The sequence below is a fragment of the Actinoplanes hulinensis genome (assembly GCF_019429605.1).
GTDB classification, from domain to species: Bacteria; Actinomycetota; Actinomycetes; order Mycobacteriales; family Micromonosporaceae; genus Actinoplanes; species Actinoplanes campanulatus.
The window spans coordinates 212,875-238,406 of sequence record NZ_JAHXZI010000008.1 but is presented as its reverse complement, the minus strand read 5'-3'; the positions used below and the strand labels follow the sequence as shown (position 1 = coordinate 238,406).

The following is a 25,532-nucleotide window of genomic DNA, read 5'->3' as shown; positions in this document are numbered from 1 at the left end:
GCGGGGTTCAGCACATCGCCCCGCTCAGATCACGGCCTTCGTCCGATTCGGAGGACTCGGCGAACGCCGAGCAGCGCGGTGCCGAGCCCGGCGCCGGCGACCAGGAACCCGAGGAAGAGGAACAGGTATATCGAGTTCATCCCGAACGTCTCCTCCTGGGCTCCGAGGATGCTGCCGACAAGGAATCCGAAGAGCGGCCCCAGCACCGCCACTCCCGCGCCGAGGATGATCAGCCAGACACCGGGCAGGACCGGGATCAGCTGGATCGGGCGGCCCTTCTCCGGACCGCTGTCACGGCCTGTGGCCATCATGCGTCCTTTCCTTGGCATTGGTCATGGGAGGGATTCCATTGACACTGTGCGGGGCATGGCCACGGACGGCGTCGAGGAACGGGCCGATGATGTCGATCGGCAGGGGGAAGACGACGGTCGAATTGTGGTCGGCGCCGAGTTCGAGCAGAGTCTGCAGGTAGCGGAGCTGGAGACTGGCCGGGCTTTCACTGAGCGTCTTCGCGGCGTCGCGCAACTGCGCCGACGCCTGGAGTTCGCCGCGCGCGTTGATCACCTTCGCGCGCCGATCCCGTTCGGCTTCGGCTTCGCGTGCCATTGCCCGCTGCATCACCTCCGGAATCTCGACGTCCTTGATTTCGACGACCTCGACCTTGACCCCCCACGGCTCGGTCATCGTGTCGATCGATTTCGCGAGATCTTCGTTGAGGTCCGCGCGGTGCGCGAGCAGCGTGTCGAGGTCCGCGCGGCCGACGACCGACCGCAAGGTGGTCTGGGCGATCTGCGAGGTGGCGACGGCGTGGTTCTCGACCGACATCACTGATCTCACCGGATCGACCACCCGGAACAGCACGACGGCGTTGACCCGGGCCGGCACGTTGTCGCGGGTGATCACCTCCTGCGGCGGGATGGTGAGCGTGACCACCCGAAGGTCCACCCTGACCAGTTTGTCGACGCCCGGCAGCAGCAGCCGGACACCCGGGCCCAGCGGCTCTCGCAACCGGCCCAGCCGGAACGCCACACCGCGTTCGTACTCCTTCAGCACCCGTACCGAAATGACGGTCAGTACGAGCGGCACCAGGATGACGGCGATCGCAATGATCATTCGGTGGCCTCCGTGCCCGGTTGACGTCGATCGGATCCGTAGCCGGAGCGCCTGCGGGCCAGGGCGGTTGCGGCCGCCTCGCGCTCGGTGACCACGTCGTCGAGCGAACGGTGAGCCACGCCTTCCGGGATGAACACAGGGTTGCGGCGCAGGTGGGACCAGAGCGGCACGCTGAGCAGCAACGCCACGGCCACGGCCACACCGAGCACCAGCAGCGAGCCGGGTCCCGGCGCGGTGAGCGCGGTGCCCAGCGGCCACGCCAGGCCGAGCAGCACCACCGTGCAGGCGATCCCGCGGTGGAAGCGGGCAGCCTCGGAGGCGGGCCACGAGTCGACCGCGCGTTGAATCTCGCGCCCGGACGAGGAAGTCGTACACCTGTCCTTGACGGGACAGGCATTGCAGATCGAGGGCGCCCCACGGTAGCGCATCACGCGGTTCTGAGGGTCAAAGGATTGCGGCCACAGCAACTGGTCCTGTGGACACTGCCAGGCGTCGTGATCTTTGCGGTAGACGAAGCCACCGGATATGCCGCCTTCGGAGACCGAGGCGGCTCGGCGAGCCAGCGCGTCGATGACGTACGCGAATCCGACGACCGCCACGCAGTAGCCGGCCGCCAGCCAGACCTCCACCCCGACGTCGGAGGCGGAGAACCCACTCACGGCTCTTCCGTCTCGTCACGCCGGTCGGAGGCGTAACGGCTCCGCGACCGGGGCATCTCGTCCGCCGAGCCGGCCATGGCCGGAAGACCCGTACGGTCCTCTTCGGCCTCCGAGGTCTCCTCGACATAGAGTGTCTCCGGTGGCAAGGTGGTCGCGGTCGGCTCGATGCCGTGACGGATGCCGAGATAGGTGATCCACAGGAACGGCAGCACACCGCCAACGATCATGAGCAGGTCACCGGGCATCCGCAGCCATTCCAGGACGGCATTGCCCGGTTCGGTGATGTAGCCCAGCGTGCGTGCCTCGAAGTACCCGTCGTTGACCGAGTGCCACAGTTGCAGGATGCCCAGTGGCAGCAGGGTCACGAACACCATCCACGCCAGTCCGATGTTGAGCGACCAGAATGAGGCCTTCGCCAGTCTGTCCGGCCATTTCGCCGCCGGAACGATGTAGCGCAATGCGAAGAGTGCCAAGCCGACGGCGAGCATGCCATAGACGCCCATCATCGCGGCGTGTCCATGGTTGGCGGTCAGTGCCGTGCCGATCTGGTAATAGGACACGATCGGCAGGTTGATCAGGAAGCCGAAGACCCCGGCGCCGACGAAGTTCCAGAAGCCCACGGCGACCAGGAACATCACTGCCCACCGGTGCGGGAACGGCGCACTACTGCGGGTCTGCTGCCGGGAACCCAGTTGCAGGAACGTCCACGCCTCGACGGTCAGGAAGGTCAGCGGGATCACCTCGAGCGCCGAGAAGAACGCGCCCAGCGCCATGTGCTCCACCGGCGTACCGGAGAAGTAGAGGTGATGCATCGTCCCGATCACGCCGCCGGCGGAGTAGAGGATGACGTCGAGGAAAATGAGCTGGATAGCGATCCGGCGCCGCACCACGCCGAGCATCACGAAGATGTAGGCGACCATCACCGTGGTGAACAGCTCCAGGAAGTCCTCCACCCAGAGGTGGACGACCCAGAACCTCCAGAACTCCGCGACGGTGAGGTGGCTCTGTGTCGATGCCAGCATGCCGACCGCGTAGAAGGCTGGGATCGCCAGGCCCGCGTAGAAGAACAGCCACGGCATGTTGAGCCGGTGCTCGGTCTTGAGCCGCGACCGGATCCCGCGATAGACGATCGCGATCCACAGGAAGAGACCGATCACCAGCAGGCCCTGCCAGAACTTCGGCAGGTCCAGGTACTCCCATTGCTGGTCGAAGAAGACCGAACCCTTCGCCCAGTCGACGCCGAAGATGCTGATCGCCTCGCCGGTCAGGGAGCCGACAACCACGATCACCAGCGCGCCGAGCAGACCCCAGGCAAGCCAATGCTGCCGGCGCGGCTCACGCCCCGAAATGATCGGCGTGAGGAAGATGCCGGCGGCCAGGAACGCCGCCGCCGTCCAGAACAGGGCCAGTTGTACGTGCCAGGTGCGGGCCAGGTTGAACGGCAACACCCGCGCGAGATCGATGCCGAAGAATGTACTCAGATCAGCGCGGTAATGTTCGATCGCACCACCCAGCAGCGACTGCACCAGGAACAGTGCGGCCACGACGAAGAAGAACCACGCGGTCACCTTCTGCGCCCTCGTGATCTTCACCTCGCCTGGCTGGCGGAACGCCAGGCTCGGCTGCTCGGCGGCGTGCCAGCCGATGCTGCGGCTCCAGCGTCCGTAGAGCGCGAAGAGCGCACCGAGACCGACCAGCAGAGCGGTCAGCGACAGGCCCGACCAGACCACGATGTCGGCGGTCGGGGTGTTGTCGACGCGCGGCTCCGGCGGCCAGTTGTTGGTGTAGGAGTAGCTGTGGCCAGGCCGCTCAGCGGCGCTCGCCCAAGCTGTCCACGAGAAGAACGCGGTCAACTCGTGGATCTCCCGCGGGTCTGTGATCAACTTCGGGATCAGGCCGTACTTCGTGCTGTCGGTGCCGAAGACACCGGCGTAGTGCCGGGTGGCCGCCGCGAACGCGGAAGCCTGCTCCGCAGTGAACCGCAGTTCGCCGCTCGCCTCGTCGTACCGGTTCTCCCGAAGCATCCGCTTGGCGGCCTCGGTAGGCTCCCGCTGCCCGGAGGCGGTGAGGTCGTCGTGGATGTGCTCGGCTGAGATGCGCAGGTATTCAGCGGTGTAGTCAGGGCCGAGGTATCCGCCGTGCCCCATCACGGAGCCGTACTGTTGCAGCCCTCGGCGCAGGAAGGTCCGCTGCCCGGCGGTCACGTCGGCGCCGGTGTAGACGATTTCGCCGCCCGGAGCGGTCACCTGCTTGGGTAACGGCATCGAGTCCGTGTAGGTCCTCAGGGCCAGCATGCCCATCACGAAGAACCCGAAGACCATGACCAGGGCGACGCCCTGAACCCAACCTTTGGAGAGGCTCAGCTCCGTACGGTCCGAGGACTCCACCTGTGCTTGATCGGACAACGTACCGGCCTTCCGTCAGCTCAGCGATAAATCTGAGGCTAACGCGAACCCGGACTTTCCGGAGCGTAAAGTACTTATTGGCCTCGAACGTACGAAGCGGTACCTACCGTCTAGGTTTCACCGCCCTGGATCAGCCGGCCGTCACCACCGCCTCGTGGCGCACCGGGAAGTTCACCGAGTTGGCGATGAAGCAGGCGTGGTGCGCGTCGTCGTGCAGCTTGACCGCCGTCTCCACCATCTCCGGCGACGCCACGGTCACCTCGGGCCGCAGCACCGCCTCGGTGAACTGCCCGGACCCGGCGCGGGTGGTCATCTCACCGGCGGCGCGGTCCACATAGGAGGTGACGACGATCCCCGCGTCGGCGCAGGCGTGCAGGTAGGACAGCATGTGGCACTGGGACAGCGCGGCCAGCAGCAGCTGCTCCGGGTTCCACCGCTCCGGGTCCCCGCGGAACGTCCTGTCCGAGCTGCCGGCGATCGGCGGCGGCCCCTCCGCGGTGACGTCGTGATCGCGGCCGTAGTCCCGGTAGCCGCTGGTGCCGGTGCCCCGGTTGCCGGTCCAGGTGACGACGGTGGCGTAGTGGTGTGCGAGTGGCATTCACCCTCCCCAGGAGATCCAGAGATGTTCACGGTACGCGTCAGGCGGGCCGGTCCTTCCTCGGCAGGGTGGCGACGATCGCCTCGTAGGACGCGTCGACCGCCTCGAGGATCTCGTCGTCCGGGATGGCGCCGCCCAGGCGCAGCGTGTTCCACCCGTGCCGGCCGATGTAGGCGCTGGCCGAGGCGTCCTCGGGGTAGCGGTCCAGCCACTCGTCGGCGACGTCCCGGTTCGGCCCGCACTTGACGCCGACGGCCTCCCCGGTGCCCAGGAACGCGAAGATCTTCTTGCCGACCTTGGCGACGACGTCGCCCTCCCACGGCTCGTCCTGCCAGGCGCCCGGCTTGGCGAGACAGTGTCGCAACAGTTCGTCACCGATCATGATTCGTGCTTACGCCACATGCGGGCCGCCGGCAACCGCTCTTTGCAAAACGGACATAACGTATCTTACCGTCTAGGCCATGTCTGACCGCCCGATCTTCGTCGTCGGCTGCCCGCGCTCGGGCACCACGATGCTGCAATTGATGCTGCACGCACACCCGCGGATCGCCCTGCCCCCGGAGAGCCGCTTCCTGCTGCCCGCCTACCACCGGCGGCACGAGTTCGGCGACCTGGGCGACCCGGCGCGACGCTGCGCCCTGGCCGAGTTCATCACCGGCACCAGCCACTTCGAGGACCTCGGCCTGGATCGGCAGGCGACGATCGAGGCGATCGCCGCGGCGCCGCCCACGCTCGGCTCGGCGCTCGGCACGGTCTTCAAGCTGTACGCCGAACGGTTCGGCAAGCCGCGCTGGGGCGACAAGCGGCCGCTCTACCTGCGGCACCTGCCGACCATCCGCCGGCTCTTCCCGGACGCGCAGATCATCAACATCGTGCGGGACGGCCGGGACTGTGTGGCGTCGCTCAAGGAGACGCCGTGGGGGCCGCGCGACATCGACGAGCTGATCGACATCTGGGCGCGGTCCGCCGACTCCTCGCTGCGGGCCGCCCGCGCCTACCCGGCCGGCGTCTACCACCAGCTGCGCTACGAGGACCTGGTCGCCGACCCGGAGCCGCACCTGCGGTCGATCTGCGACTTCCTGGGCGAGGAGTACGACCCGGCGATGGCCCACCCGTCCGAACTCGCCGCGGTGGCCGTCCCCGAGTACAAGACCTGGCACGCGCTGACCCGCTCGGAGGTCACCACGGCCCGGGTGAGCAGCTGGCAGCGGCGGCTCACAGCCGAGGAGATCGACCGCTGCGAGGCGATCTTCGGGGACCGGCTGACCCGGTTCGGCTACCAGCTGTCGACCGCCTGCCGGCGTACCCCAGAGATCACGGCGGCCCGCACCTGGCTGGCGGTGCGCGACAAGCTCAGCCCGGCACGGGAGCGTGCCGCCGCCGTGCGCGGGCGCCTGCGAGCCCGCCGCCGCGGCCCGGCCCTGCCCGCCCGTCTGTGAGTCGCGGTCCAGGTCCGCGTTCGCTTCAAGATCCCTTCTTGTACGCGTGTCCTCGTCCCGCCTCATAGGACCGTCCCGTCCGGCCCGGCGATCTCGCTGCCCGCTCCGGCCTGTGCCGCCCCCGCCGGGCTCAGATCGGTGCCCGGGCAGGCCCGGCCGGTCGCCACCACCGGTGCCCGCCGCCGGTCCCGGCCGCACGGTGGGCTCACCCGCCCGCCTTTCGGGTGGTCGCGGTGTTGCCGGCCAGGCGTCCGGGTTGCCTGCTTTCGGTCGTTGCGCCGGTTCCGCTGGGTGGGTGGTCGCGGTGTTGCCGGCCAGGCGTCCGGGTTGCCCGCTCTCCGCCGTAACGCCGGTCGCCCGGCGTGGGTGGTCGCGGGTCCGCGAGGGTGGGTGGGCGCACACGGCGGCGGCCGCCCACTCCGTGGCTTCGTGCGCACGCACCTCGAAACCCGACCGCCGGCACTCTGTGTGAGCGAGGGTCACCGTTCACTGGGTCCTGTGGTAGATCGAGGTAGCCGGGGAGTCTCTTTCTCGGCTGCTGCCTGGCGTCGATGTCACGTCGCCTGTTCGCGTGTTTCCCGCCTTCGCCGCGAGATTCGGCCGGTCACCGCCGGCGGTTCAAGTCATCCGCAAACATCGATGTAGATCTTGAGTGATTGTCGCCGAGCGGCGCGATCTTGGGCGATCGCGGCCATCCGGGCGCATCCGATCACTCAAGGTCTTCCAGGGGAAATGGATCATGGGCGATGATCTGCCGCCGGGCGACAACCAGGCATCATGATCGGCCCGAAACCTACAATCGCCCAAGATCGCCGGCGAGTCGGGGTGACGCCGCAGCCATCCGAATGCGCGGCTTGACATCGCGGCCACCCACAACCGAGAAACAGGCTCTCTGGCTACGTCGATTCTCCACATGAGCCGGTGAACGGGGCTCCTCGCTCACGCGGAGTTCCGGCCGGCCGCGCTTTCGTTCGAAGGTGGGCGCACACGAAAGCCGCCCCGTGGGCGGCCATTGCGGCGAGAGACCACGTAGGCGACCACGACACCGCCACCGTGTGCGCCCACCCACCCTCGGGTAAGCGCGATCACCCACCCCAGGCGACCGGCGCAACGGCCGAGAGCAGGCAACCCGGGTCACGGTGAGTCACTTTCGGCGGGTTCCCCGTGGCGCGACCGGCGTCAAGCGTCATCACCCACCCGGCGCAACCGGCGTAACGGCCGGAAGTTGCAACCCGGTGCCTGGCCGGCAAGAGCGTGACCATTCACCAAGCGTGACCGGTCCGCGGAGGGGGAGTCGACGTCCTCTGTGACGTGGGCGCGGAGGGTGGGAGCCGATGCTCGGCGTGAGCGGTCGTCGAGGGCGGCGGGGTCGGTTGTGCGGCCGTGAGCGGCGGCAGATGGAGGTGATGATGACAGGGCCGGCCTGCCCGGCCACCGATCTACGCCCGGCGGGCGCGGCACAGGCCGGAGCGGGCAGCGAGATCGCGCCGACCGGACGGGACGGCCCTGATCAGGCGGGGCGAGGACACGCGTACAAGAAAAGGGTCGAATGCGGACCTCGACCACGGGAGAGCTTCAGTGCTCCTCGCCGAGGTATGCCTTGAGGGTGTTCTCCGCCTGGCGCCGGGCCTGCCCGGGCTCGGTGCCGAAGGCGATGTCGGCCTCGGCCCAGGCGTCGGCGGACAGCCGCATGAACTGCTTGCCGTCGTCGGACGTCATCCAGGCCATGACGGCCGCCGGGTCGAGTGGGGCGTCCGGCGCGGCCAGGTGGTTGGCCAGGCCCAGGAAGGCGCCCTCCCAGCCGAGGCCGACGGCGCCCGGACCGTACTTCTCCCAGTGCTCGTCCTCGACGTGCGCCACGTGCTCCAGCTCGAACCGGGCGCGGCCGTCCGCCTCCGGGGTGATCCGGACCTCGACCCAGCTGATGCTGCCGCCGAACTCCCAGGTGGCGGCGACCGAGCGGGGCCGGTCGCACGTGGTGATCGTGCCGCCGGCGTTGCCCTCGAACTGGTACCTCCCGCCCTCGCGTAACTCGCCGGAGACCGGCAGGAACCAGCGGGGGATCCGCTCGGGGTTGGTGACCACGTCCCACAGGTCGTCGACGTCGGTGTCGTAGGCCTGGCTGATCGTCATGACCCGGGCCTCACCGGCCTCCAGGACACGGCTGCCGATGGCCCGCCGTACCTCACTGATCTGCTCCTTGACCTCGATCATCGCGTGCTCCTCGCATCGGTGGGTTCGTCGCCGGCGGCCAGTCGCCGCAGGCGCTTGCCGCGGGCCACCTCGGTGGCCATCGCGGCGAGGTGCGGCGCCCAGAACCGCCGGAAGGGCGCCAGCCAGTCGTCCACCTGCCGGAACGCGGTGTCGTCGACCGCGTAGAGCCGGCGGGCGCCGTCCGGGCGCACGGTGGCGAAGCCGTTGTCGCGCAGCACCCGCAGATGCTGGGACACGGCCGGCTGGGTGATGCCGAACTCCGCCCGGATGATGGCGGTGACGGCTCCGGAGGTCTGCTCGCCCTCGGCGAGCAGCTCGAGGATCCGGCGCCGGACCGGATCGCCGAGGACGTCGAACGCATGCACGGGTTCACCTTATCAGATGCGACTTATATAAGTGGGATATTGAAAGAGGTGCGCCGGGCCCGCCCGGTGGAGGGGCGGACCCGGCGCGGTCGGCGACCCGGATCGTGGGTGCGGGCCGCCGGGCCGGACCTGCTTTGGCGGGAGCGGGGCCGGCCGGCTCACACGGTCATCAGGAGGTCGGGAAGTTGTCCGCGGTACGGATCCGGGACCGCATCAGCTGGCCCGACTCGGTCAGTACCCCGGTTCCGGCGAACGAGCCGCCCGCGCAGGTGCCCGGTTTGAGCGCCGCGCTGCCCTCGCCCGCGTCGGAGAACGTCCAGTTCGCGTAGCTGATCTGGAGCCGGTCCAGCAGGTCCAGCCAGGCGTTGCTGCTGGCCGTGTCGACCGCGCCGTCACCGGTGTAGGTCACCGTGCCGAATTCGGTCACGAACAGCGGCAGCGAGGCCGCGGCCCGCTCCACCTCGGCGCGGTAGTTGTCCTTGTGCGACGCCGCGTAGAAGTGGAACGTGTACATCACGTTGGACGCGTTCACCGGGTTGGCGACGATCTCGGACGAGCTGCCGCCCTCGGAGACGCCCAGCGACGACCAGCCCCGGGTGCCGACCACCACGACGGCGTCCGGGTCGTTGGCCCGGATCACCGGGATGACCTGCTCGGCGTAGTTCTTGATGGTCGACCAGCTCACGCCGTTCGGCTCGTTGGCGATCTCGTAGATGACGTTCTTCCTGGCGGCGTTACGGGCCGACACCTGGGCGAAGAAGGTCTTGGCCCGGTCCAGGTTGTACATCGGGTCGCCCGGCGTGAGGATGTGGAAGTCGATCAGTGCGTACATGCCCCGCTGCTCGGCCTCGTCGACCAGGTTGTTGACCCGCGTGGTGAAGCCGGCCGGGTCGGTCTCGTAGCCCTGCTCCTGGACGTACATCGAGACCCGGAACAGGTCCGAGTTCCAGTCCGTGGCCAGCGCGTCGAGGCCTGAGTCGGTGTAGCAGCCCGGGAACCACTGGATGCCGTGGGTGCTCATGCCGCGGAGCTGGATCGGCTTGCCGTACTGGTTGCACAGCTTGGTGCCGCAGACCTTGAGCTGGCCGTTGATCCCGACCGGGGTGCCGTTGACCGGCGGGGGCGGCGAGGTGCTCGTGCTCGGCGAAACACTGGGAGACGTGGTGGGCGTCGTCGTACCGGTGCAGCTCTGGCCGTTGACCACGCAGCCGGTCGGCTGGCCGGTGCCGGTCACGATGAAGCCGAAGTTGGTCGAGGCGTTGGCGGCGATCGTGCCGTTCCAGGCCGCCGGGGTGAAGGTGTAGGTGTTGCCGCTGCTGGTGAGCGTGGAGCTCCAGGCCTGTGTGACCGATGTTCCGGCCGGCAGGGTCAGCACCACCTTCCAGGTGCTGATCGCGGACGGGGACGGGTTGCTGACCGTGATCTCGGCCTGGTAGCCGGTGCTCCAGGAGTTCGCCACCCGGAACGCCGCCGTCTCGGCGTTCGCGGGGAGCGAGAAGAGGACGGCCGTCGAGACGGCGGCCGCGGCCAGCACCGTGGCCAGGATGGTTGTGGTACGGCGTTTCACGAAACATCACCTCGGGGGATGGACGCGGGACCGCCACGGGGAAACGGCGGTGGGACAACCCGCGCTGGGAGCGCTCCCAGGGTCTCCGACTGTAACGTGAGCGCCAATACCTGTCTATTCGAGAGCGACCGCCACCGGCTGGATCGTGACCCGGACCCGGGTGCCCACGGGCAGCTCCGGCAACCGGCCGCTCGGCACCTGCGCCACCACCAGCTGCTCGCCGACGCTCACCGTGACGCGGCTGGTCGACCCGAGGAAGCTGCTGGTCAGCACCGTGGCCGTGGCCTCCGGATCCGGGACGACGTCGACCGCCTCCGGGCGGACCAGCGCGGTGACCGCACCGCCGGCGTGCGGCGTGACCAGCGGCAGCCGGGCCCCGAGCACCTCCACCACGTCGCCGTTCACGCTACCGGACAGCCGGTTGCTGAGACCGACGAAATCGGCCACGAACGCGGTTGCCGGGCGCAGGTACACCTCGGACGGGGTGGCCAGCTGCTCCAGCCGCCCGGCCCGCATCACGCCGACCCGGTCGGCGACCGCGAGCGCCTCCTCCTGATCGTGGGTCACGAACAGGGTGGTGGTGCCGACCTCGGTCTGGATCCGGCGGATCTCGTCGCGCAACTGCACCCGCACCTTGGCGTCCAGCGCGGAGAGCGGCTCGTCCAGCAGCAGCACCCGCGGCTCGATCGCCAGCGCCCGGGCCAGCGCCACCCGCTGCTGCTGCCCACCGGAGAGCTGGTGCGGGTACCGCTTCGCGAAGCCGGACAGGCCCACCAGGTCCAGCATCCCGGCGGCCCGGGTCAGCGGACCCCGGCGCAGGCGCAGACCGAACTCCACGTTCTGCGCGGCGGTGAGGTGCGGGAAGAGGCTGTACGCCTGGAACACCATGCCCATGCCGCGCCGGTTGGCCGGCAGCCGGGTGACGTCCTTCCCGTCGACCAGCACACGGCCGGCCGTGGCGTCCTCCAGCCCGGCGAGGATCCGCAGCGCGGTGGTCTTGCCGCAGCCGGACGGCCCGAGCAGGGCGACCAGCTCGCCCGGCTCGATCGCCAGGTCCAGGTCGTCGAGGGCGTGCACGGTGCCGAAGGTCCGGCGCAGCCCTTCCAGTCTCACGGCGACCCCGGTCATGATCTTCTCTCCTTGGACGACGAGCCCGCCAGGGACAGCACGAGCAGCAGGGCGAACGCGAGCAGCAAGGCGGTCAGCGACACCGCCACCGACACGGTCGCGCTGCTCTTGCCGAGGAACTCGATGGCCACCTGCAGGTTGGTACGGTGCAGCAGCGAGGCGATGGTGAACTCGCCGAGCACCAGGGCCACGGTCAGGAACGCGGCGGACAGCACCGCCGAGCGGATGTTCGGCAGCACCACCCGCCAGATCACGGTGGTCCAGCCGGCGCCCAGACCGCGGGCGGCCTCGGCCAGGGTCCGCACGTCGATCGCGGACAGTCCGGTGTCGATGGCGCGGTAGGCGTACGGCAGGACCAGGATCGTGTAGGCGAACACCAGGGTCAGCGACGAGCCGCCGATGAGGTAGTTGACCCAGGCGTACACCGGGGCCAGGCCCACCACCAGCACGATCGCCGGGATGGTGAGCGGCAGCAGGCAGAGGAACTCGACCACCCGCCGCAGCCGGGGCAGCCGCAGCCGGACCCAGATCGCCGTCGGCACCAGCAGCACCAGCATGAGCACCGAGGTCAGCGCCGCCTGCGCCAGCGAGGCCAGGATGCCCTCGGCCAGGGCCGGGTACTCCTCGGCAAGCCGGGGCCAGTCCAGCAGCAGGGGCCAGGTCTCCGGGTCACGGGTGCTGAACTCCACCATGGCGATCAGCGGCAGCAGGAAGAACACGCCCATGACGGTGAGGACCGTCCACCTGAGGATCACCCGAGCCACTTGGCGGTCCTCTTCTGGAGCAGCGAGTAGAGGGTCATCACCACGGCCACCACGACCACCATGCCGAGTGCCATCGCCTTGCCCAGGTTCGCCTGCCCGAGGACGACCTCGCTGGTCAGGGCGCCGCGGATCTGGAGCGGGACGATCGGGCTACCCTGGCTGACCAGGGCCGCGGCGGTGGCGTACGCGGAGAAGGCGTTGGCGAACAGCAGCAGCGCCGAGCCGAGGAACGCCGGCGCCAGCAGCGGCCCGGCCACCCGGGTCCAGTAGTGCCAGGTGTTGCCGCCCAGGCTAGCGGTCGCCTCCCGCCACTGTGGGCGGACGCCGTCCAGCGCGGGCAGGAACACGATGACCATGAGCGGGATCTGGAAGTACGTGTACACGAGCGTCAGCCCGGGCAGCTCGAACAACCAGACGCCGTTCGCGTACGGATCGAGGCCGTGCTCCTGCAACCAGAGGGTGACGAAACCGCTCAGCCCGATCGTCGCCAGGAAGGCGAAGGCGAGCGTGACGCCGCCGAACTGCGCGAGCACCCCGGCGGCCGCGGTGACCACCCGCCGCAGCAGGCCGTCCGGTTTCGCGGTGACCAGCGCGTAGGCCAGCAGGGCGCCCAGCACGGCCCCGATGACCGCGCTGGCCGCGGAGAGGGTGATGCTGCGGCCGAAGGCCGCGAGAATGTACTCGTCGGCGAGGGCACGCACGTTCTCCAGGGTGAAACCGCGCCCACCGTCACCGGTGAACGCGCCGATCACCACGGTCAGCGTCGGGATGACCAGGAAGATCGTCACGAAGGCGAAGAACGGCACCGTGCCCAGCAGGGCGCCGGCCCGCGGGCGTGACCGGCCGGCCACGCGCCGCGGAACGGCTTCGGCGACCTCAGCCAATGGCCTTGGCCCAGTTCGCGGTCAGGTACTCCTTGGCCTTGGTGCTCTGCGCCTCGGTCGGGATCACCGGGGTGCCCTCGACCTTCGGCAGCGCGGCGAAGGCGGTGGCGTCGATGGTGCCGGCCTTCTGCATCGCGTCGGCGCGGACCGGGCGGGCGCCACCCTTGAGCCACAGGTTCTGGCCCTCGTCCGAGTAGAGGAACTCCTGCCAGAGCCGGGCCGCGGCCGGGTGCGGGGCGTCGGAGCTGATCGCCTGCACGTAGTAGGAGCCGAGCACGGCGCCGTTCGGGACGACGACCTTCCAGCTGGTCAGCTTCTTGGACTGGGCGGCGTTCAGGTAGTCCCAGTCGAAGACGACCGGGGTCTGGCCGGACTCGATGGTCGCCGGGGTCGGGTCGACCGGCAGGAAGTTGCCGGCCTTCTTCAGCGCGCCGAAGAAGGCCACACCGGGCTTGATGTCCTCCGGCGTGCCGCCCTTGGCCACCGCGACCATCTGCACGCCACCGAACGCGGCGCCGGCCTGGGTCGGGTCGCCGTTCAGCGCGACCTTGCCCTTGTACTCGGCCTTCAGCAGGTCGTCGACGCTCGCCGGGGCGGGCACCTTGGCGCTGTCGTAGCCGATCGACATGTAGCCGCCGTAGTCGTTGACCCAGGCGCCGTTGGCGTCCTTCAGCCCGGCCGGGATCTCGTCGAACGTGGACACCTTGTAGGGCGCGAACATCGCCGTGTTCGCGCTAGCCACCGCGCCGCCGAGGTCGAACACGTCGGGCGCGGTGTCCTGGCCCTTGAGCTGGTTGGCGGCGTTGATCTCGTCCTGGCTGGAGCCGTTCGGCTGGGCCGAGTTGACCTTGATGCCGTACTTCTCGCTGAACGCCTTGATGATCTCGCCGTAGTTGGCCCAGTCCGGTGGCAGGGCGATGACGTTGAGCGCGCCCTCCTTCTTGGCCGCCGCGATCAGGGCGTCCATGCCGCCCAGGTCGGCGGCGCTGGTGGCGGTGGCCGCGCCGCCGGTGGGCGCCTCGGACTCCTTCTCCGGTGGCGAGCAGGCGCCGGTCAGCGCGATTATCGTGGCGGCCGCGAGGGTGGCGGCCGTGGATCGGGCAAGGGTGCGCACTGAGTTCCTCCTTCTGCGGCGCCGCAACAGCGGCGCGCGCTCGGTGGATCATGGAAGTGCCGGGTGGAGGGCAGGCGTACAGCGCCTGAATTCGTCCTCACTTTTCCATGCGCTGTCGTTGATCGAAAGCGGTCTCTGAGCGTCGATTCGGCATCCTCCGTGTGGCAGACTCTGCGATCATCCGCATCCTCCGACCACACAGGACCGTGCCGGTGACAACCTTGGATCACGCCGGGGCCCGCCCCTACCCCGCCCGGATCGCGGCGGCGGCCGGTGTGGCCGGGATCGCCGTGCACCTGGCCCTCGCCGGGGGGCACGCCGGGCACGCGCCCGCCGTACTGGCCGGTCTCGCGGTGCTGGCGCTGGTCTGCCTGCCGTGCGGCGTCCAGCTGTGGCGCCGGCCCGGCGACCGCGCCGCCTGGCTGAGCCTGCTCGCGCTCAGCGGCCTGATGATGCTGCTGCATCTGGGCATGCGCCCGGAGGGCGCGATGCTCGCGGTGGTCCTGGCGGTGCCCGCACTCCAGGCCGTCCTGGGCGCGGTCGCCTTCCTCCACCGGTACGGGTGAGCGCTTACACCGGCAGCGGGCGCCCGCGGTCGGTGGCCAGCTTCACCGCGATCAGGCCGAGCACGCCGCCCATGGCCCAGCGCTGGACCCGTAGCCAGCCGGGGCGGCGCCCGAGGAACACCGCGATCGTGCCGGCGGCCAGGATGATCGCCAGGTTCACCGCCATGCTGACGGTCAGCTGCACCGCGCCCAGCAGGAAGCCCTGCGCCACCACGTGACCGGCGCCCGGCCGGATGAACTGCGGGATCAGCGACAGGTAGAGGACCGCGGCCTTGGGGTTGAGCAGGTTCGTGAGCAGGCCCATGGTGAACAGCCGCCGCGGTGAGTCGGCCGCGAGCTCCCGTGCCTCGACGACCGAGGCGCCGCCCGGGCGCAGCGTCTTGAACGCCAGCCAGCCGAGGTACGCCGCGCCGGCCAGCTTGATCGCCTGGTACAGCTCCGGCACCGCCACGAACAGCACGGACAGGCCCAGGTTGGTGGCGGTCAGGTAGATCAGGAAACCGAGCGCCACGCCGGCCAGCGAGACCAGCCCGGCCCGGCGGCCCTGGGTGATGCTGCGGGACACCAGGTACATCATGTTCGGCCCGGGCGTGAGCACCATGCCCAGCGCGACCGCGGAGACCGCCAGTACCGACGACATCGTCACCATGCCACCAGCCTTCCGGTCCCGGCGGGCCCCGGCGACGGCCAATCCACAGGTTCCGGCTCTTGACGGCGCATCGATCGATCGACATAGTCCGTATCCATGAATGTGACACTGTTCCGTTCTTGGAAACGGCAGGCGGTGGTGGCCTCGGCCGCCCTCCTTGCCGCGACGCTTTCCGCGCCGGCCCCCGCGGCCGCGTTTGTGACCGCAACCGCGGTCGCGAGCTACACGACGACGATCAACGGCGACAGCGCCGACGTCTACTACCCGACGACCGGCACCCGGCTGCCGGTCGCGCTCTTCCTCCAGGGCGCCAACGTCGACAAGGCGAACTACTCGGAGTACGCGGGGATCCTCGCCTCGTACGGGTTCGTCGTCGCCGTCCCCAACCACACCCGCAGCCTGTTCGGTGTGAGCGGCCTCTACCCCGAGGGCGCCCAGGCCGGCTGGACCGTCGACTGGGCCGAGGCCGAGGACGACAACCCCGCCTCCCCGCTCTACAAGCGGATCGACGAGAACACGCTGGTCCTCTCCGGACACTCGTTCGGCGCGGCCACCGCGCTCAGCGTCAGCACCGGCCTCTGCGTCATCCCGTTCTGCACGATCGCGAACACCGCGCCGAGCGAGCTCGAGGCGGTCGTCACCTACGGCGGCAACAACGTGCTGCCCGGCACCGAGCTCGTCCTGCCGGTCCTCAACACCGTCCCGGTCGGCTACATCCAGGGCCTGGCCGACGGCGTCGCCAGCCCGTCCGAGGGCGAGACCACCTACCACCTGACCGCCGGCACACCCAAGGCGTTCATCTCCCTGACCGGCGCCAACCACTACGGCGTCACCGACGGCCAGAACCCGGCCGGCGCCGCCCCCGACCCGTCCGCCCAGACCCTCGACCAGGCGACCGGCGTCGAGACGATCGCCCGCTGGTCGGCCCAGTGGCTGCTGGCCCAGACCGGCGACAGCGCGGCCAAGAAGTACGTCTACACCACCGGCGACGCCGCCGACCCGAACGTCACCGTCACCTACGTCAAGTAGGCCCCCGCACGCCGAGGCCGGGCGTCAGCGCCGACGCCCGCCTTCCCCTGCGCCCGTCGCGTCAGGTGCGGCCGCGGCGGCCGCGCCGGATCCCGCGGGGCGGGGGAGAGGCGGCGATCAGATGGTCCGGCCAGGTGACGCGGAGTGTCCCCTGCGCCTCCCACTCGGCGGTCAGCTCGGTCAGATCACGGACCGCCGCGCCGACCTGGTCGTCGCTCCACGGGAACCCGCCCGGATCCAGCACCGCGTAGGCGTCGCGGACCATCGGGGCGGCCGGGGCCGTGTCGCCGGTCTCGACCACCTGATGAATCACCCCGGCCAGCACCTCGGCCAGACCGAGCGTCTGCTTGTTGGCTTCGAGGATCCGCTTGCTGCGGGCCGGCGCGTCATGCCGGGGCCGGCCGCTGACCAGGCGCATGTTGGCGAAGACGGCGCCGGCCGCGATCGAACCGAACACGCCGCCGGCCATGTCGAGGGCCCGCTCGGTCGCGAAGTGTGCCAGGTCGTGCGGTACCCGATATCTCCGGTCGTACCCGGGCAGTTGCATGACCACCCCATCGGCCCGGTGCACGGTGGCGACGGTCGGCCCGGTGCTGCTGTGCGCGAACACGACCAGCATGCCGCCATCCTGCCACCCCGGCCCGCCCCCGTCACCGCCGTCATCAACGCGGAACGGTGTCCCCCTCCCCGGTGCGTTTCTGGGCCTCGTCGACACCCCGGTCGATCTGGTCCGAGTATCTGTTCCCGGTCCGCTCGTCGATCTGGTCGCCGGCCTTCTCCAGGCCTTGATCCACCTGCTCGTCGTGCTGGTCGGCGAGCTTCTTGGCCTTGTCGAGGAAGTCAGTCATGCCAGCCGCATGCCCGCTCGGTGACGGGCCAAACCGTGCGTCACCGTGGCACGCTGGGATGGTCGTGCCTGGATACCCGACCGGAGGACACCATGACCGACGCGAGCTTCGCACGGCCGCGTACCGAGACGTTCGAGTTCGCCGGCGCGACCGTCGAGCTGGTCGACGCGGTCACCCTGCTCGCCGCCGCGCGGGTCAACCCGGTGGAGCCGCTGCGCCGGGCCGCCTGGCCGGTCCCGGTCCAGCGGGTCGACCTGACCGTCGCGGCCGACGCCGCCGACCACGTCTTCACCGCCCGGATCACCACCCTCAGCACCCCGCTGGCCACCGAGCGCCGGATGCGCGGCATCGTGCTGAGCATCGACCCGCTGGGCCCGCTGCTGGCCCGCCGGATCGCGGCCGGCGACCAGGTGGTCACGAGGCTGGTCGACGGCGTCGGGACGGCAGCCGCCGCGGCGTACCGGAAACTGGGTCTGGAGAAACCGGCCGAGCGCGAACCGGAAGTCCTCGCCGACGCCGCCGCCGGTCTCGAAGCGGCCGTCACCTACGAGGCGGACGGCACCGTGGCCCGCGTCGAGGCGCGGGTGCCGCGCGACGAGGTCACCCCGGCCCACCTGCGCGCCTTCGTCACCCTCACCCTCCAGGCCGTCACCGACCTGGCCGGGCCGGGCTCGCTCGACGGGCGGCGTTTCGTGATCAGCCGGGAGGCGGTGCCGAAGGCGCCACCGACCACCGAGACGGTCACGCTGGACATGGTCGGCGGCCTGACCGACGTGGTCGCCGAGCTGCGCCAGATCGCGATCTCGTTCCGGCATCCGGAGGCGATGGCCCGGTGGGGCGCCCGCCGTCCGCAGGGCATCCTCATGTACGGCCCGCCCGGCACCGGCAAGACCATGCTGTCGCGGGCGCTGGCCAACGAGATCGGCGCCGACTTCCGGGAGATCCGCACCCCGGAGATCCTGGACAAGTGGCTCGGCGGCTCGGAGCGCAACATCAAGCAGATCTTCCGCGACGCGCGCCGCTACCGCACCGCGACGGTGATGCTCTTCGACGAGTTCGACTCGATCGTCAGCTACGCGGGCGCCGGCGGGGACGCGGCGAGCCAGGCGCTCAACGCCGTGGCCGGCATCTTCAAGCAGGAGATGAACGACCTGATCGAGGAGAACCCGAACATCATCGTGGTGGCCACCACCAACTTCCCGCACCGGGTCGACGAGTCGCTGACCCGGTCCGGCCGCTTCGACGTGAAGCTGAACATCCCGCGCCCGGACGAGGCGAGCCGTGCCGAGATCTTCCGCAAGATGATCCGCGGCCTGATCACCGCCCACGAGACCCCCGGCTTCCGGATGTTCGCCGACGACCTCGACCTGAACGCGCTGGCCGTCGCCAGCACCGGCATGACCGGCGCCGACATCAAGGAGGTGCTGCGCCGCCTGCAGCTCGGCAAGGCCATGCAGGAGGCGCGCGGCGGCCCGGTCACCCCGATCTCCCAGGAGGAGCTGATCACCTCGGTCCGGGATCTGCGGGGTCATTCCTAGATCATTTTCTGGTACGGGCTACGCGCTCTGCCGTGGGCGACCCGCGAGGCGCTGCCGGCGCACGGCCGCGGCGCGCCCGCCGGGCTGACGTGGACGGTCACGCTCAAGGCCCCACAGGTGCTATCCAGGCGAGCTGTGGGGTAATGACTCGCCATGCAGCCGGACCAGGAGATCTTCCTAGAAGCGCGGGCGGGGGTGGCGGCCACCGTCGCCGTTCTCCCGCTCGTCCCGTTCGCCCTGCTCGCCGCCCTGGTGGTGGGCGGCTGGGAGCCGCTGCACGCGTTCGACCGGTCGGTCACCGACCGGCTGCACGAGGCCGCCCTGGACAGCCCGGCCCTGACCACCGCGATGACCTGGTGGACGAACGTCTTCCAGCCGAACGTGTTCCGGCTGGCCGCGCTGCTGCTGGTGATCTGGCTGGTCCGCCGCGGCGCCCGCCGGCCGGCCGTCTGGGTGGCCGTCACGACGGCCGTCGGCGGGCTGCTCGGCGGCGGGATCAAACTGCTGGTCGGCCGGGACCGCCCGGACCTGCTGGAGCCGGTGGCGCGGGCCGTCGGGTACGCCTTCCCGTCCGGCCACGCCCTCAACGCCGCCGTCGGCATGGCCGTCTTCGTGGTGATCTTCCCGCACGTCCGGGCCCTGTGGGTGGCGGCCGTGTTGATCCCGGTGGGCACCGCGGTCAGCCGGGTGGTCCTCGGTGTGCACTGGACCAGCGACGTGGTGGCCGGTCTCCTTCTCGGCGCGGTCGTCCCGGCGATCACCCTGCTCGTCTTCCGGCGGATCGGCGCCCGTCCTCGCCGGCGGGTGGGTGTCCGGAGTGGCCCGACGGGGTAACGCAACGGCCGTGCCGATAGCCGTACAAGCCCTCAAGCGGGTGCTGCTTCCGATCGCCGCCCTGCTGGCCGTCATGATCGGACTCGGGGTGCTGCTGACCCGCGCGGCCACCCACCTCTGGCCGCTGACCGTCGAGGACGGGGTGAACCGGTACTTCGCCGGGCATCGCACCGAGACGCTCAGCGACGTGTCACACCTGGCCAGCGGCATCGCCGACACGCCCCGGATCATCGGCGTGACAGCGGTGGCCGCGCTCGTGCTCGCGCTCACCCTGCGCCGGGTCCGTGAGCCGCTCTTCCTCTGCCTCGCGGTGACCGCCCAGGCGCTGGTCTTCTACTTCACCACGGTCGCCATCGACCGGCCCCGGCCGGACGTGCCCCGGATGGACGAGTCGCCACCCACCTCCAGCTTCCCGTCCGGGCACACCTCGGCCGCCGTCGCCCTCTACCTGGGCCTGGCGGTGCTGCTCGCGGTCCTCGTCCGGCGTACCTGGCTGAAGGCCCTGTGCTGGGCGCTCGTGCTGGTCCCGGCCGGGGTGGCGCTGGCCCGCATGTACCGCGGCATGCACCACCCCAGCGACGTCGCCGCCGCCTTCGTGAACGGCTGCACCTGCGTCTACGTCATGTCCCGCGCGGTCCTCGACCGCCGCGTCCGCTGGCGGCCGTCGTCGGCGGCGGGCGGGGAAGCCGGCCGCCGCCTCGGCTTCCGTTCCGGAGCGGCGGCGCGGTAACTCAGCCAGGCCGCCGCGACGGTCGCCGCCGGTCCGGCGAGGGCCACCAGTGTCTCCATCAGGCTCATCGCTCCACCACTTCCTTCCTCGGCTCCGCCACGAGCATGGCGGGGCCGGGAAGTTTCTCGATACGCTCGGGAAACTCGCGGAAACCGAGGTCGGGAGTGCCCATGCCGGGAGGACGCCCCGCACGGCCGGGCGCCCGCGCCCACCCGGAGCTGGAGGAGATCGCCGCCTGGTTCCGGCAGGCCCTCACCGAGGCGGGCTACGGAAGCGTCAACGCGTTCGTGCAGCGCCACCCGTTCGACAAGAACCTGGTCTACGGCTTCGCGAACGGCAACCGCTTCCTCGCCCTCGACTCCTGCCGGGCACTGGCCGTGGCGCTGGGCCGCGGCCCCGACGAGGTCGACCCACTGTGGTGGCGGGCCAAACAGGCCATCGAGCGGCAGTCGGCCGCCGGCCGGGACCGGGGATCCCCGGCCGTGGACTCCTGGGACCGGCTGCCGTGGCCGCCCGCCGCGTTGCAGGACATCCTCGAAGCTCAGGCGCAGGCGGTCGACCTGCTGCCGTACCAGTTGCTCGGGGTGGAACCCCCGCCGGTGTCGGCCGTCTACGTCCGGCAGCGGGCGAGGACGCAGCCGGTGACCGCGAAGGCCGACCGCAAGGAGGCGCGTGCCGACGGCGCGGACCGGGAGCGCGCCGACACCGGCGGCGAGAAGCCGATCCCGATCACCGAGGCCCTCGACCGTCACGAACACCTGGTCATCACCGGGGAGCCGGGGGCCGGGAAGTCGACGTTCGGCCAGTACCTGACGTTGCAGTTGTCCCGGCTCTGGCTTCGGCAGTGGAACGGGGAGAAGCCGCCGGTCAGCGAGCCGGTCGTCCCGCTGCGCATTCCGGCGCGCACCCTCGTCGGGGCCCGCTCCTGGACCGCCGGGCTGGCCTCGGCCGTGCAGTCGGCGCTCGGGCTGCGCCTGGTCTCCGAACCGCAGGCGGCCCAGTTCGAGCGACGGCCGTTCGGGATCCGCTGGCTGGTCATCGTGGACGGTCTGGACGAGATCGTGGACCGGTCCGCCCGCAACGAGGTGATCCAGGCCCTGGCCGCGCGATGCCGTCCCGGTGGCGACTACCGCATCGTGGTGACCACCAGGCAGCTGCCGGACACCGAGTTCGGTCCGCTGCGGACCCAGCACGTCGAGACCTATTCGGTGGAACTGTTCGGGCGTGACGAGCTACGGACCTTCGCGGAGAAGTGGTTCGGCGCCCAGGGGGCGGAGCGACCCGAACACGACGCGGCCCGGTTTCTGCACCAGACCGCCGACGGGCGGCTGCGGGAGCTCGTCCGGAATCCGCTGCTGGCCACCATCGCGGCGATCACCTACACCCGGTACCCGGACCGTCCGCTCCCCAGCGGCCGGCTCGACCTCTACGAGCGGTTCCTCGACCACCTGCTCGACGACGACACCAGCGGCCGGCACACCGTCGCCGAACTGCGCCGGGTGTACGCCGGGCGCCCGGCCCGCCTCCGCTTCGCCGAGTGGATCTACGACCGCAGGCGGATGCTCCTGCGTCATCTCGGCGCGGTCCGCCTGGACAGCGAACGGCCCCTGATCGAGGCGGCCCTGGAGTGGATCACCGAGCACGCGCCGGCGGCCGAGCGGCCGCCCGCCGGATGGGAGGACGACGTCCGGGCCGTCCTCGTCGGCTCCGGCCTGCTGCTGTACGAGGGTGACCGGCTGCGGTTCCCGCACCACTCGTTCGCCGAGTTCCTGGCCGCCGAGGAGCACGCCACCCGCGTCGGGCCCGAGTTCACCGGCCTGGGCGAGTGGATCGCCAAAGGGCTGCGGCCGGCCGAACGTGAGTTCGTGCTGTTCCTGTTCGCCCGCTGGTGCCGGGAGCCGTCCCACGACGTCACCCGCGTCATCGAGCCGCTGCTGCTCGGCGATCCCCAGCGGGCTCTGCTGGCCGGCCGGCTGCTCGCGGAGACGGGTGGCGCGCCGGAGATCAGGCGGCGTGTGCGGGACCGGCTTTTCGCGCTCGCCCTGTTCCACACGATCCGTGAGGAGCTGGGCACCGACCTCGACCCCCTCGGCATGTTCCCGTTGGCGCCGGTCGAGGTCGATGCGATCGTCGAGGTCCTGGCGGGATTCGTCGACGACCCGGCGGTCATCGAGCGCCTCACCGGCCTGGCCGCCGAGCCGAGACTGCCCGAACCCTTGCGGATAGCGGCGTTACGGGCGCTGGGCCGGGTGTCCGACCCCGGGCAGGCGCTGGAACGGCTGGAGGCGCTGGCCCCGGCGCTGCGCGGTATGGACCTGCTGGAGGCCGCCCGGGCCGCGATCGCGCTGGAACCTTCCGGGCGGCTGAGCCGGATCCTGCTGGAGCGGCTGTGCGGGGAACCGGGCGTCCAGCCCATCGACCGGGTCCAGGCCGCTGCGGAGCTGTTTGAACTCGGTGGCGCGGGGACGGCCGTCCGTGTGGCCCGCGAGGCGGTTCTCGGTGGGCGCCTCGATGCCGAGAGCCTCCGGTCCGCTCTTCAGACCTGGTTGACCGGGCTGCCCGAGGGCGACGAGCGGACCGCCGCGATCGCGGGCCTGCTGACCACGCCGCTGTCCGCTCGCCAGCGTGCCGTCGTCGCGGAATGCCTCGCCCGGATCGGCCGGCTCGACGAGGCCGGTGACCTGGCCGTAACGGTGCTCACCGAACTGTCCGAGCTCGGAAACCAGGTGCAGCCGTTGCTCGCGTCCTGCCTGCGTCCCGGAGACCGGCGTCTGCCCGAGGCCGTGGCGCTGATCCGCCGGTATGGCGACCCTGGATCGCGTGCCCACGCGATCCGTGGGCTGGCCGATGCGGGCTGCGAGGCGGAAACCATCGACCTGGCACGGGAGGCGATCGCGGACCTCGGCGCCGATGCGTACGCCGTCGGTCTGGCCGCTGGAGCCTGGCTGGCGGCGAAGGGAGGCACCGGCCTGGACGAGGTCCTCGCGGCGATCCGCGGCCGGGGAACGGGCCGGACCAGGTGGATCGGGAACCTGGTGGAGGTGCTTGCCGACGCCGGCTTCCCGGAGGCCGCGATCGGGATCGCCCGGGACAGCCTGCCGACCCTGATGCAGAACAACTGGGAGGCCGCCGAATGCTTCGAGACCTGGCTGGCCGCCGGCGGACCGGAGGAGGCCGGACGGATCACCGCCGCTCTCGACCGCCTGTCCGGTATGCCGGTCCAGGCACGTGCCCAGGTGGCTTACGCATTCGCTGTCAGGGGCCACCTCGACGAGGCGGACCGCATGACCAGTGGGTTGATCGATCTTCCGGTTCTCCATTACACCGAGGTCCTGGCGATCGCCAGGACGATCGTCCTGGTCCACGGTGAGCCGGGAGCGGATCTCGTGGTGAAGGCCCTCACCGATCGCGACGGCGGCACCGGCGAGCGGATGGGGGTGGCCGACCACCTCGCGGCGGCCGGCCACGTCAACGCGGCTCAGCGGATCTGGTCCCTGGTGCTGACCCGTAGGCATGCGCCCCTGCACTGGCTGTTGCTCGCCGCTGGCCGGCTGAGCGAGACCGGGGGAGCGGCCCTGGCGGTGGCCACCCTCGCCGCCCACAACGACCCGGTCGTACAGGATCGTCGGTCATTGATCGAGGTGATAGGCCGCATGAGCCGCGTCCGGGCCGGTCAGTTGTAGCGCAACTGTGGCGCGTCGAGCTCCTCCCAGCGGGTGCGCAGTTCGGCGACCAGTTCCGGCCTCCTCACCGCCAGGTTGGCCTGCTCGCGCGGGTCGGCTTCCACGTCGTAGAGGGCGTCGGCCCCGGTCGCGGTCGCCCGGAGGTACTTGTAGCGGCCGCGGCGCAGAGCCCGGGCGCTACGCGTACGCCAGAAGAGATCGCGCTCGGGCGCCGAAGCCCCGCGCAGCAGGTAGCCCGCGAAGCTGGCGCCGTCGAGCGGGTAGTCCGGGTGCGGTTCGGCGCCGGCGATCTCCAGCAGCGTGGCGGTCCAGTCGTGGGTGACGATCGGCTCGTGGCTGACCTGCCCGGAGCGGATGCGGGCCGGCCACCGGACGATGGTGGGCACCCGGATGCCGCCCTCGTTGAGGCTCGCCTTGTTGCCGGACAGCGGCCAGTTGTAGGAGAACCGCTCCCCGCCGTTGTCGCTCTGGAAGATCACCAGGGTGTCACGTTCCTGGCCGGTCCGGCGCAGCGCGTCGAGCACCTGCCCGATCCGCTGGTCCAGGTTCTCCACCATCCTCGTGTACGTCTCCAGCGAGCCACCGTCCTCGTGGAAGATCGCCCGGATGTCACCGGCCCTGATCCTGGCGGTGATCTCGTCGCTGACCGCGCGGTCGCCGGGCGCCTCCCACGGCCAGTGCGGGCTGGTGAAGTTGAGGTGCAGCAGCCACGGCCTGTCGTGCGGCCGCCGCACGAATGCCTCGGCCCGGTCGGCGATGACGTCGGTGTAGTAGCGGCCGTCGTCCTCGGCCGGCGTCTCACCCTCGTACAGGTCGTACTTCCCGGTGTGGCTGTACTTCGAGTAGTAGTCGACACCACCTGAGTAGTTGCCGAAGAATTCGTCGAAGCCGCTGCGCAGCGGACCGAAGTGCGGCAGGAACCCGCCGTGCCACTTGCCGATCAGCGCGGTGGCGTAGCCGGACGCCCTCAGCAGCGACGGCAGCGTCGGGTGGGTGGCCGGGATGCCGTCGGTGGCGTTCGCGGCGCCGATCGGCTCGGGCAGGCCGCCGGGCGTGCGCCCCGGGAACCGTCCGGTGTAGAGCGCCACCCGGGTCGGCGAGCAGACCGCACCCGCCGAGTACCCGTTGGTGAACCGCACCCCGCCGCGCGCCAGCCGGTCCAGGTTCGGCGTCCTGATCAGCGGCGAGCCGTAGCTGCTCAGGTCACCCCAGCCCAGGTCGTCGGCCAGGATGAACAGGATGTTCGGCCGCTTCGACCGACCCGGCGCGGCCTGGAAGGCACGCTCCGCGGCGGCGGCCTCAGCGGGAATGGCGGTCGCGGCGGCGGCGCCGGCGAGCGCGCCGAACACGCCTCGCCGACTGGTCCCACGGTGGGTCACGTCGTCTCCAGGAAATCGAGGAAGCC

General features: G+C 70.5%; 25 protein-coding genes. 7 read left to right on the top strand and 18 right to left on the bottom strand.

The features are described 5' to 3' along the window. Window positions 1-29: 29 nt before the first annotated feature. From KZ829_RS17035 to KZ829_RS17010, 6 genes are all read right to left on the bottom strand, one after another. On the bottom strand, window positions 30-308 hold the full coding sequence (locus tag KZ829_RS17035) for a hypothetical protein (RefSeq protein WP_220144885.1): 279 nt from the start codon (window positions 306-308) through the stop codon (window positions 30-32). Next, window positions 292-1,113 carry a slipin family protein gene (locus KZ829_RS17030; protein WP_220144884.1) on the bottom strand — a complete coding sequence of 274 codons (822 nt, stop codon included), beginning with the start codon at window positions 1,111-1,113 and terminating at the stop codon, window positions 292-294. The genes KZ829_RS17035 and KZ829_RS17030 overlap by 17 nt, the downstream gene beginning before the upstream one ends. Continuing rightward, entirely contained in the window at window positions 1,110-1,742 is a 633-nt protein-coding gene (locus tag KZ829_RS17025; RefSeq protein WP_220144883.1) for a hypothetical protein, read from the bottom strand. Before KZ829_RS17025 ends, KZ829_RS17030 begins: the two co-directional genes overlap by 4 nt. 26 nt (window positions 1,743-1,768) lie before the next feature. Beyond that, window positions 1,769-4,159, bottom strand: a complete 2,391-nt coding sequence (locus KZ829_RS17020) for a nitric-oxide reductase large subunit (RefSeq protein ID WP_220144882.1) — start codon at window positions 4,157-4,159, stop codon at window positions 1,769-1,771. 148 nt (window positions 4,160-4,307) lie between these two features. After that, a complete protein-coding gene (locus tag KZ829_RS17015) occupies window positions 4,308-4,775 on the bottom strand; it encodes an OsmC family protein (RefSeq protein WP_220144881.1) in 468 nt (155 codons plus the stop codon). Between the two features lie 40 nt (window positions 4,776-4,815). Beyond that, window positions 4,816-5,157 carry an MmcQ/YjbR family DNA-binding protein gene (locus tag KZ829_RS17010; protein ID WP_183219124.1) on the bottom strand — a complete coding sequence of 114 codons (342 nt, stop codon included), beginning with the start codon at window positions 5,155-5,157 and terminating at the stop codon, window positions 4,816-4,818. A 79-nt stretch (window positions 5,158-5,236) separates the two neighbouring features. Between KZ829_RS17010 and KZ829_RS17005 the strand changes: the two genes are divergently transcribed. Beyond that, on the top strand, window positions 5,237-6,214 hold the full coding sequence (locus KZ829_RS17005; protein WP_220144880.1) for a sulfotransferase family protein: 978 nt from the start codon (window positions 5,237-5,239) through the stop codon (window positions 6,212-6,214). Window positions 6,215-6,276: 62 nt separating this feature from the next. On the opposite strand, the gene KZ829_RS17000 is transcribed toward KZ829_RS17005, so the two are convergent. The 8 genes from KZ829_RS17000 to KZ829_RS16965 all read right to left on the bottom strand — a co-directional run bounded on the left by KZ829_RS17000 (window position 6,277) and on the right by KZ829_RS16965 (window position 14,250). Continuing rightward, entirely contained in the window at window positions 6,277-6,423 is a 147-nt protein-coding gene (locus tag KZ829_RS17000; protein WP_220144879.1) for a hypothetical protein, read from the bottom strand. Between the two features lie 1,366 nt (window positions 6,424-7,789). Further along, window positions 7,790-8,428 carry an SRPBCC family protein gene (locus tag KZ829_RS16995; RefSeq protein ID WP_220144878.1) on the bottom strand — a complete coding sequence of 213 codons (639 nt, stop codon included), beginning with the start codon at window positions 8,426-8,428 and terminating at the stop codon, window positions 7,790-7,792. Further along, the gene (locus tag KZ829_RS16990) at window positions 8,425-8,793 is read right to left on the bottom strand and encodes an ArsR/SmtB family transcription factor (protein WP_183219121.1); all 369 of its coding nucleotides are present in this window, start codon (window positions 8,791-8,793) and stop codon (window positions 8,425-8,427) included. Before KZ829_RS16990 ends, KZ829_RS16995 begins: the two co-directional genes overlap by 4 nt. A gap of 169 nt (window positions 8,794-8,962) precedes the next feature. Next, a complete protein-coding gene (locus KZ829_RS16985) occupies window positions 8,963-10,360 on the bottom strand; it encodes a cellulase family glycosylhydrolase (RefSeq protein WP_220144877.1) in 1,398 nt (465 codons plus the stop codon). A gap of 114 nt (window positions 10,361-10,474) precedes the next feature. Continuing rightward, window positions 10,475-11,488: an ABC transporter ATP-binding protein gene (locus KZ829_RS16980; protein WP_220144876.1), complete on the bottom strand. Its 1,014-nt coding sequence runs from the start codon at window positions 11,486-11,488 to the stop codon at window positions 10,475-10,477. Beyond that, complete coding sequence (locus KZ829_RS16975; RefSeq protein ID WP_308285524.1) at window positions 11,485-12,252, bottom strand: ABC transporter permease; 768 nt, start codon at window positions 12,250-12,252, stop codon at window positions 11,485-11,487. Before KZ829_RS16975 ends, KZ829_RS16980 begins: the two co-directional genes overlap by 4 nt. Beyond that, the gene (locus KZ829_RS16970; RefSeq protein ID WP_308285523.1) at window positions 12,240-13,103 is read right to left on the bottom strand and encodes an ABC transporter permease; all 864 of its coding nucleotides are present in this window, start codon (window positions 13,101-13,103) and stop codon (window positions 12,240-12,242) included. Before KZ829_RS16970 ends, KZ829_RS16975 begins: the two co-directional genes overlap by 13 nt. A 25-nt stretch (window positions 13,104-13,128) precedes the next feature. Beyond that, window positions 13,129-14,250 (bottom strand): ABC transporter substrate-binding protein, encoded by a 1,122-nt coding sequence (locus KZ829_RS16965; protein WP_220144874.1) that lies wholly within the window; start codon window positions 14,248-14,250, stop codon window positions 13,129-13,131. 212 nt (window positions 14,251-14,462) lie between these two features. Here KZ829_RS16965 and KZ829_RS16960 point away from each other — a divergent pair, with 212 nt between their 5' ends. Next, window positions 14,463-14,816 (top strand): hypothetical protein, encoded by a 354-nt coding sequence (locus KZ829_RS16960; protein ID WP_220144873.1) that lies wholly within the window; start codon window positions 14,463-14,465, stop codon window positions 14,814-14,816. Between the two features lie 4 nt (window positions 14,817-14,820). Here KZ829_RS16960 and KZ829_RS16955 read toward each other — a convergent pair whose 3' ends face one another. Next, window positions 14,821-15,465 carry a LysE family translocator gene (locus KZ829_RS16955; RefSeq protein ID WP_220144872.1) on the bottom strand — a complete coding sequence of 215 codons (645 nt, stop codon included), beginning with the start codon at window positions 15,463-15,465 and terminating at the stop codon, window positions 14,821-14,823. Between the two features lie 96 nt (window positions 15,466-15,561). On the opposite strand from KZ829_RS16955, the gene KZ829_RS16950 reads away from it, so the two are divergent. Then, the gene (locus tag KZ829_RS16950; RefSeq protein ID WP_220144871.1) at window positions 15,562-16,494 is read left to right on the top strand and encodes an alpha/beta hydrolase family protein; all 933 of its coding nucleotides are present in this window, start codon (window positions 15,562-15,564) and stop codon (window positions 16,492-16,494) included. A gap of 61 nt (window positions 16,495-16,555) precedes the next feature. Here the strand turns inward: KZ829_RS16950 and KZ829_RS16945 are convergent, their stop codons facing one another. Next, complete coding sequence (locus KZ829_RS16945; protein ID WP_220144870.1) at window positions 16,556-17,113, bottom strand: hypothetical protein; 558 nt, start codon at window positions 17,111-17,113, stop codon at window positions 16,556-16,558. 43 nt (window positions 17,114-17,156) lie between these two features. Continuing rightward, window positions 17,157-17,342, bottom strand: a complete 186-nt coding sequence (locus tag KZ829_RS16940; protein WP_220144869.1) for an antitoxin — start codon at window positions 17,340-17,342, stop codon at window positions 17,157-17,159. A gap of 92 nt (window positions 17,343-17,434) precedes the next feature. Here KZ829_RS16940 and KZ829_RS16935 point away from each other — a divergent pair, with 92 nt between their 5' ends. The 4 genes from KZ829_RS16935 to KZ829_RS16920 all read left to right on the top strand — a co-directional run bounded on the left by KZ829_RS16935 (window position 17,435) and on the right by KZ829_RS16920 (window position 24,127). Continuing rightward, window positions 17,435-18,880 (top strand): ATP-binding protein, encoded by a 1,446-nt coding sequence (locus KZ829_RS16935; RefSeq protein ID WP_220144868.1) that lies wholly within the window; start codon window positions 17,435-17,437, stop codon window positions 18,878-18,880. Between the two features lie 153 nt (window positions 18,881-19,033). Beyond that, entirely contained in the window at window positions 19,034-19,714 is a 681-nt protein-coding gene (locus KZ829_RS16930) for a phosphatase PAP2 family protein (RefSeq protein WP_220144867.1), read from the top strand. Between the two features lie 10 nt (window positions 19,715-19,724). Then, on the top strand, window positions 19,725-20,444 hold the full coding sequence (locus tag KZ829_RS16925) for a phosphatase PAP2 family protein (RefSeq protein WP_308285522.1): 720 nt from the start codon (window positions 19,725-19,727) through the stop codon (window positions 20,442-20,444). 170 nt (window positions 20,445-20,614) lie between these two features. After that, entirely contained in the window at window positions 20,615-24,127 is a 3,513-nt protein-coding gene (locus tag KZ829_RS16920) for an NACHT domain-containing protein (protein WP_220144866.1), read from the top strand. On the opposite strand, the gene KZ829_RS16915 is transcribed toward KZ829_RS16920, so the two are convergent. Next, complete coding sequence (locus KZ829_RS16915) at window positions 24,118-25,506, bottom strand: sulfatase-like hydrolase/transferase (RefSeq protein ID WP_308285521.1); 1,389 nt, start codon at window positions 25,504-25,506, stop codon at window positions 24,118-24,120. The two genes, KZ829_RS16920 and KZ829_RS16915, sit on opposite strands and share 10 nt — an antisense overlap. Window positions 25,507-25,532 lie beyond the last annotated feature (26 nt).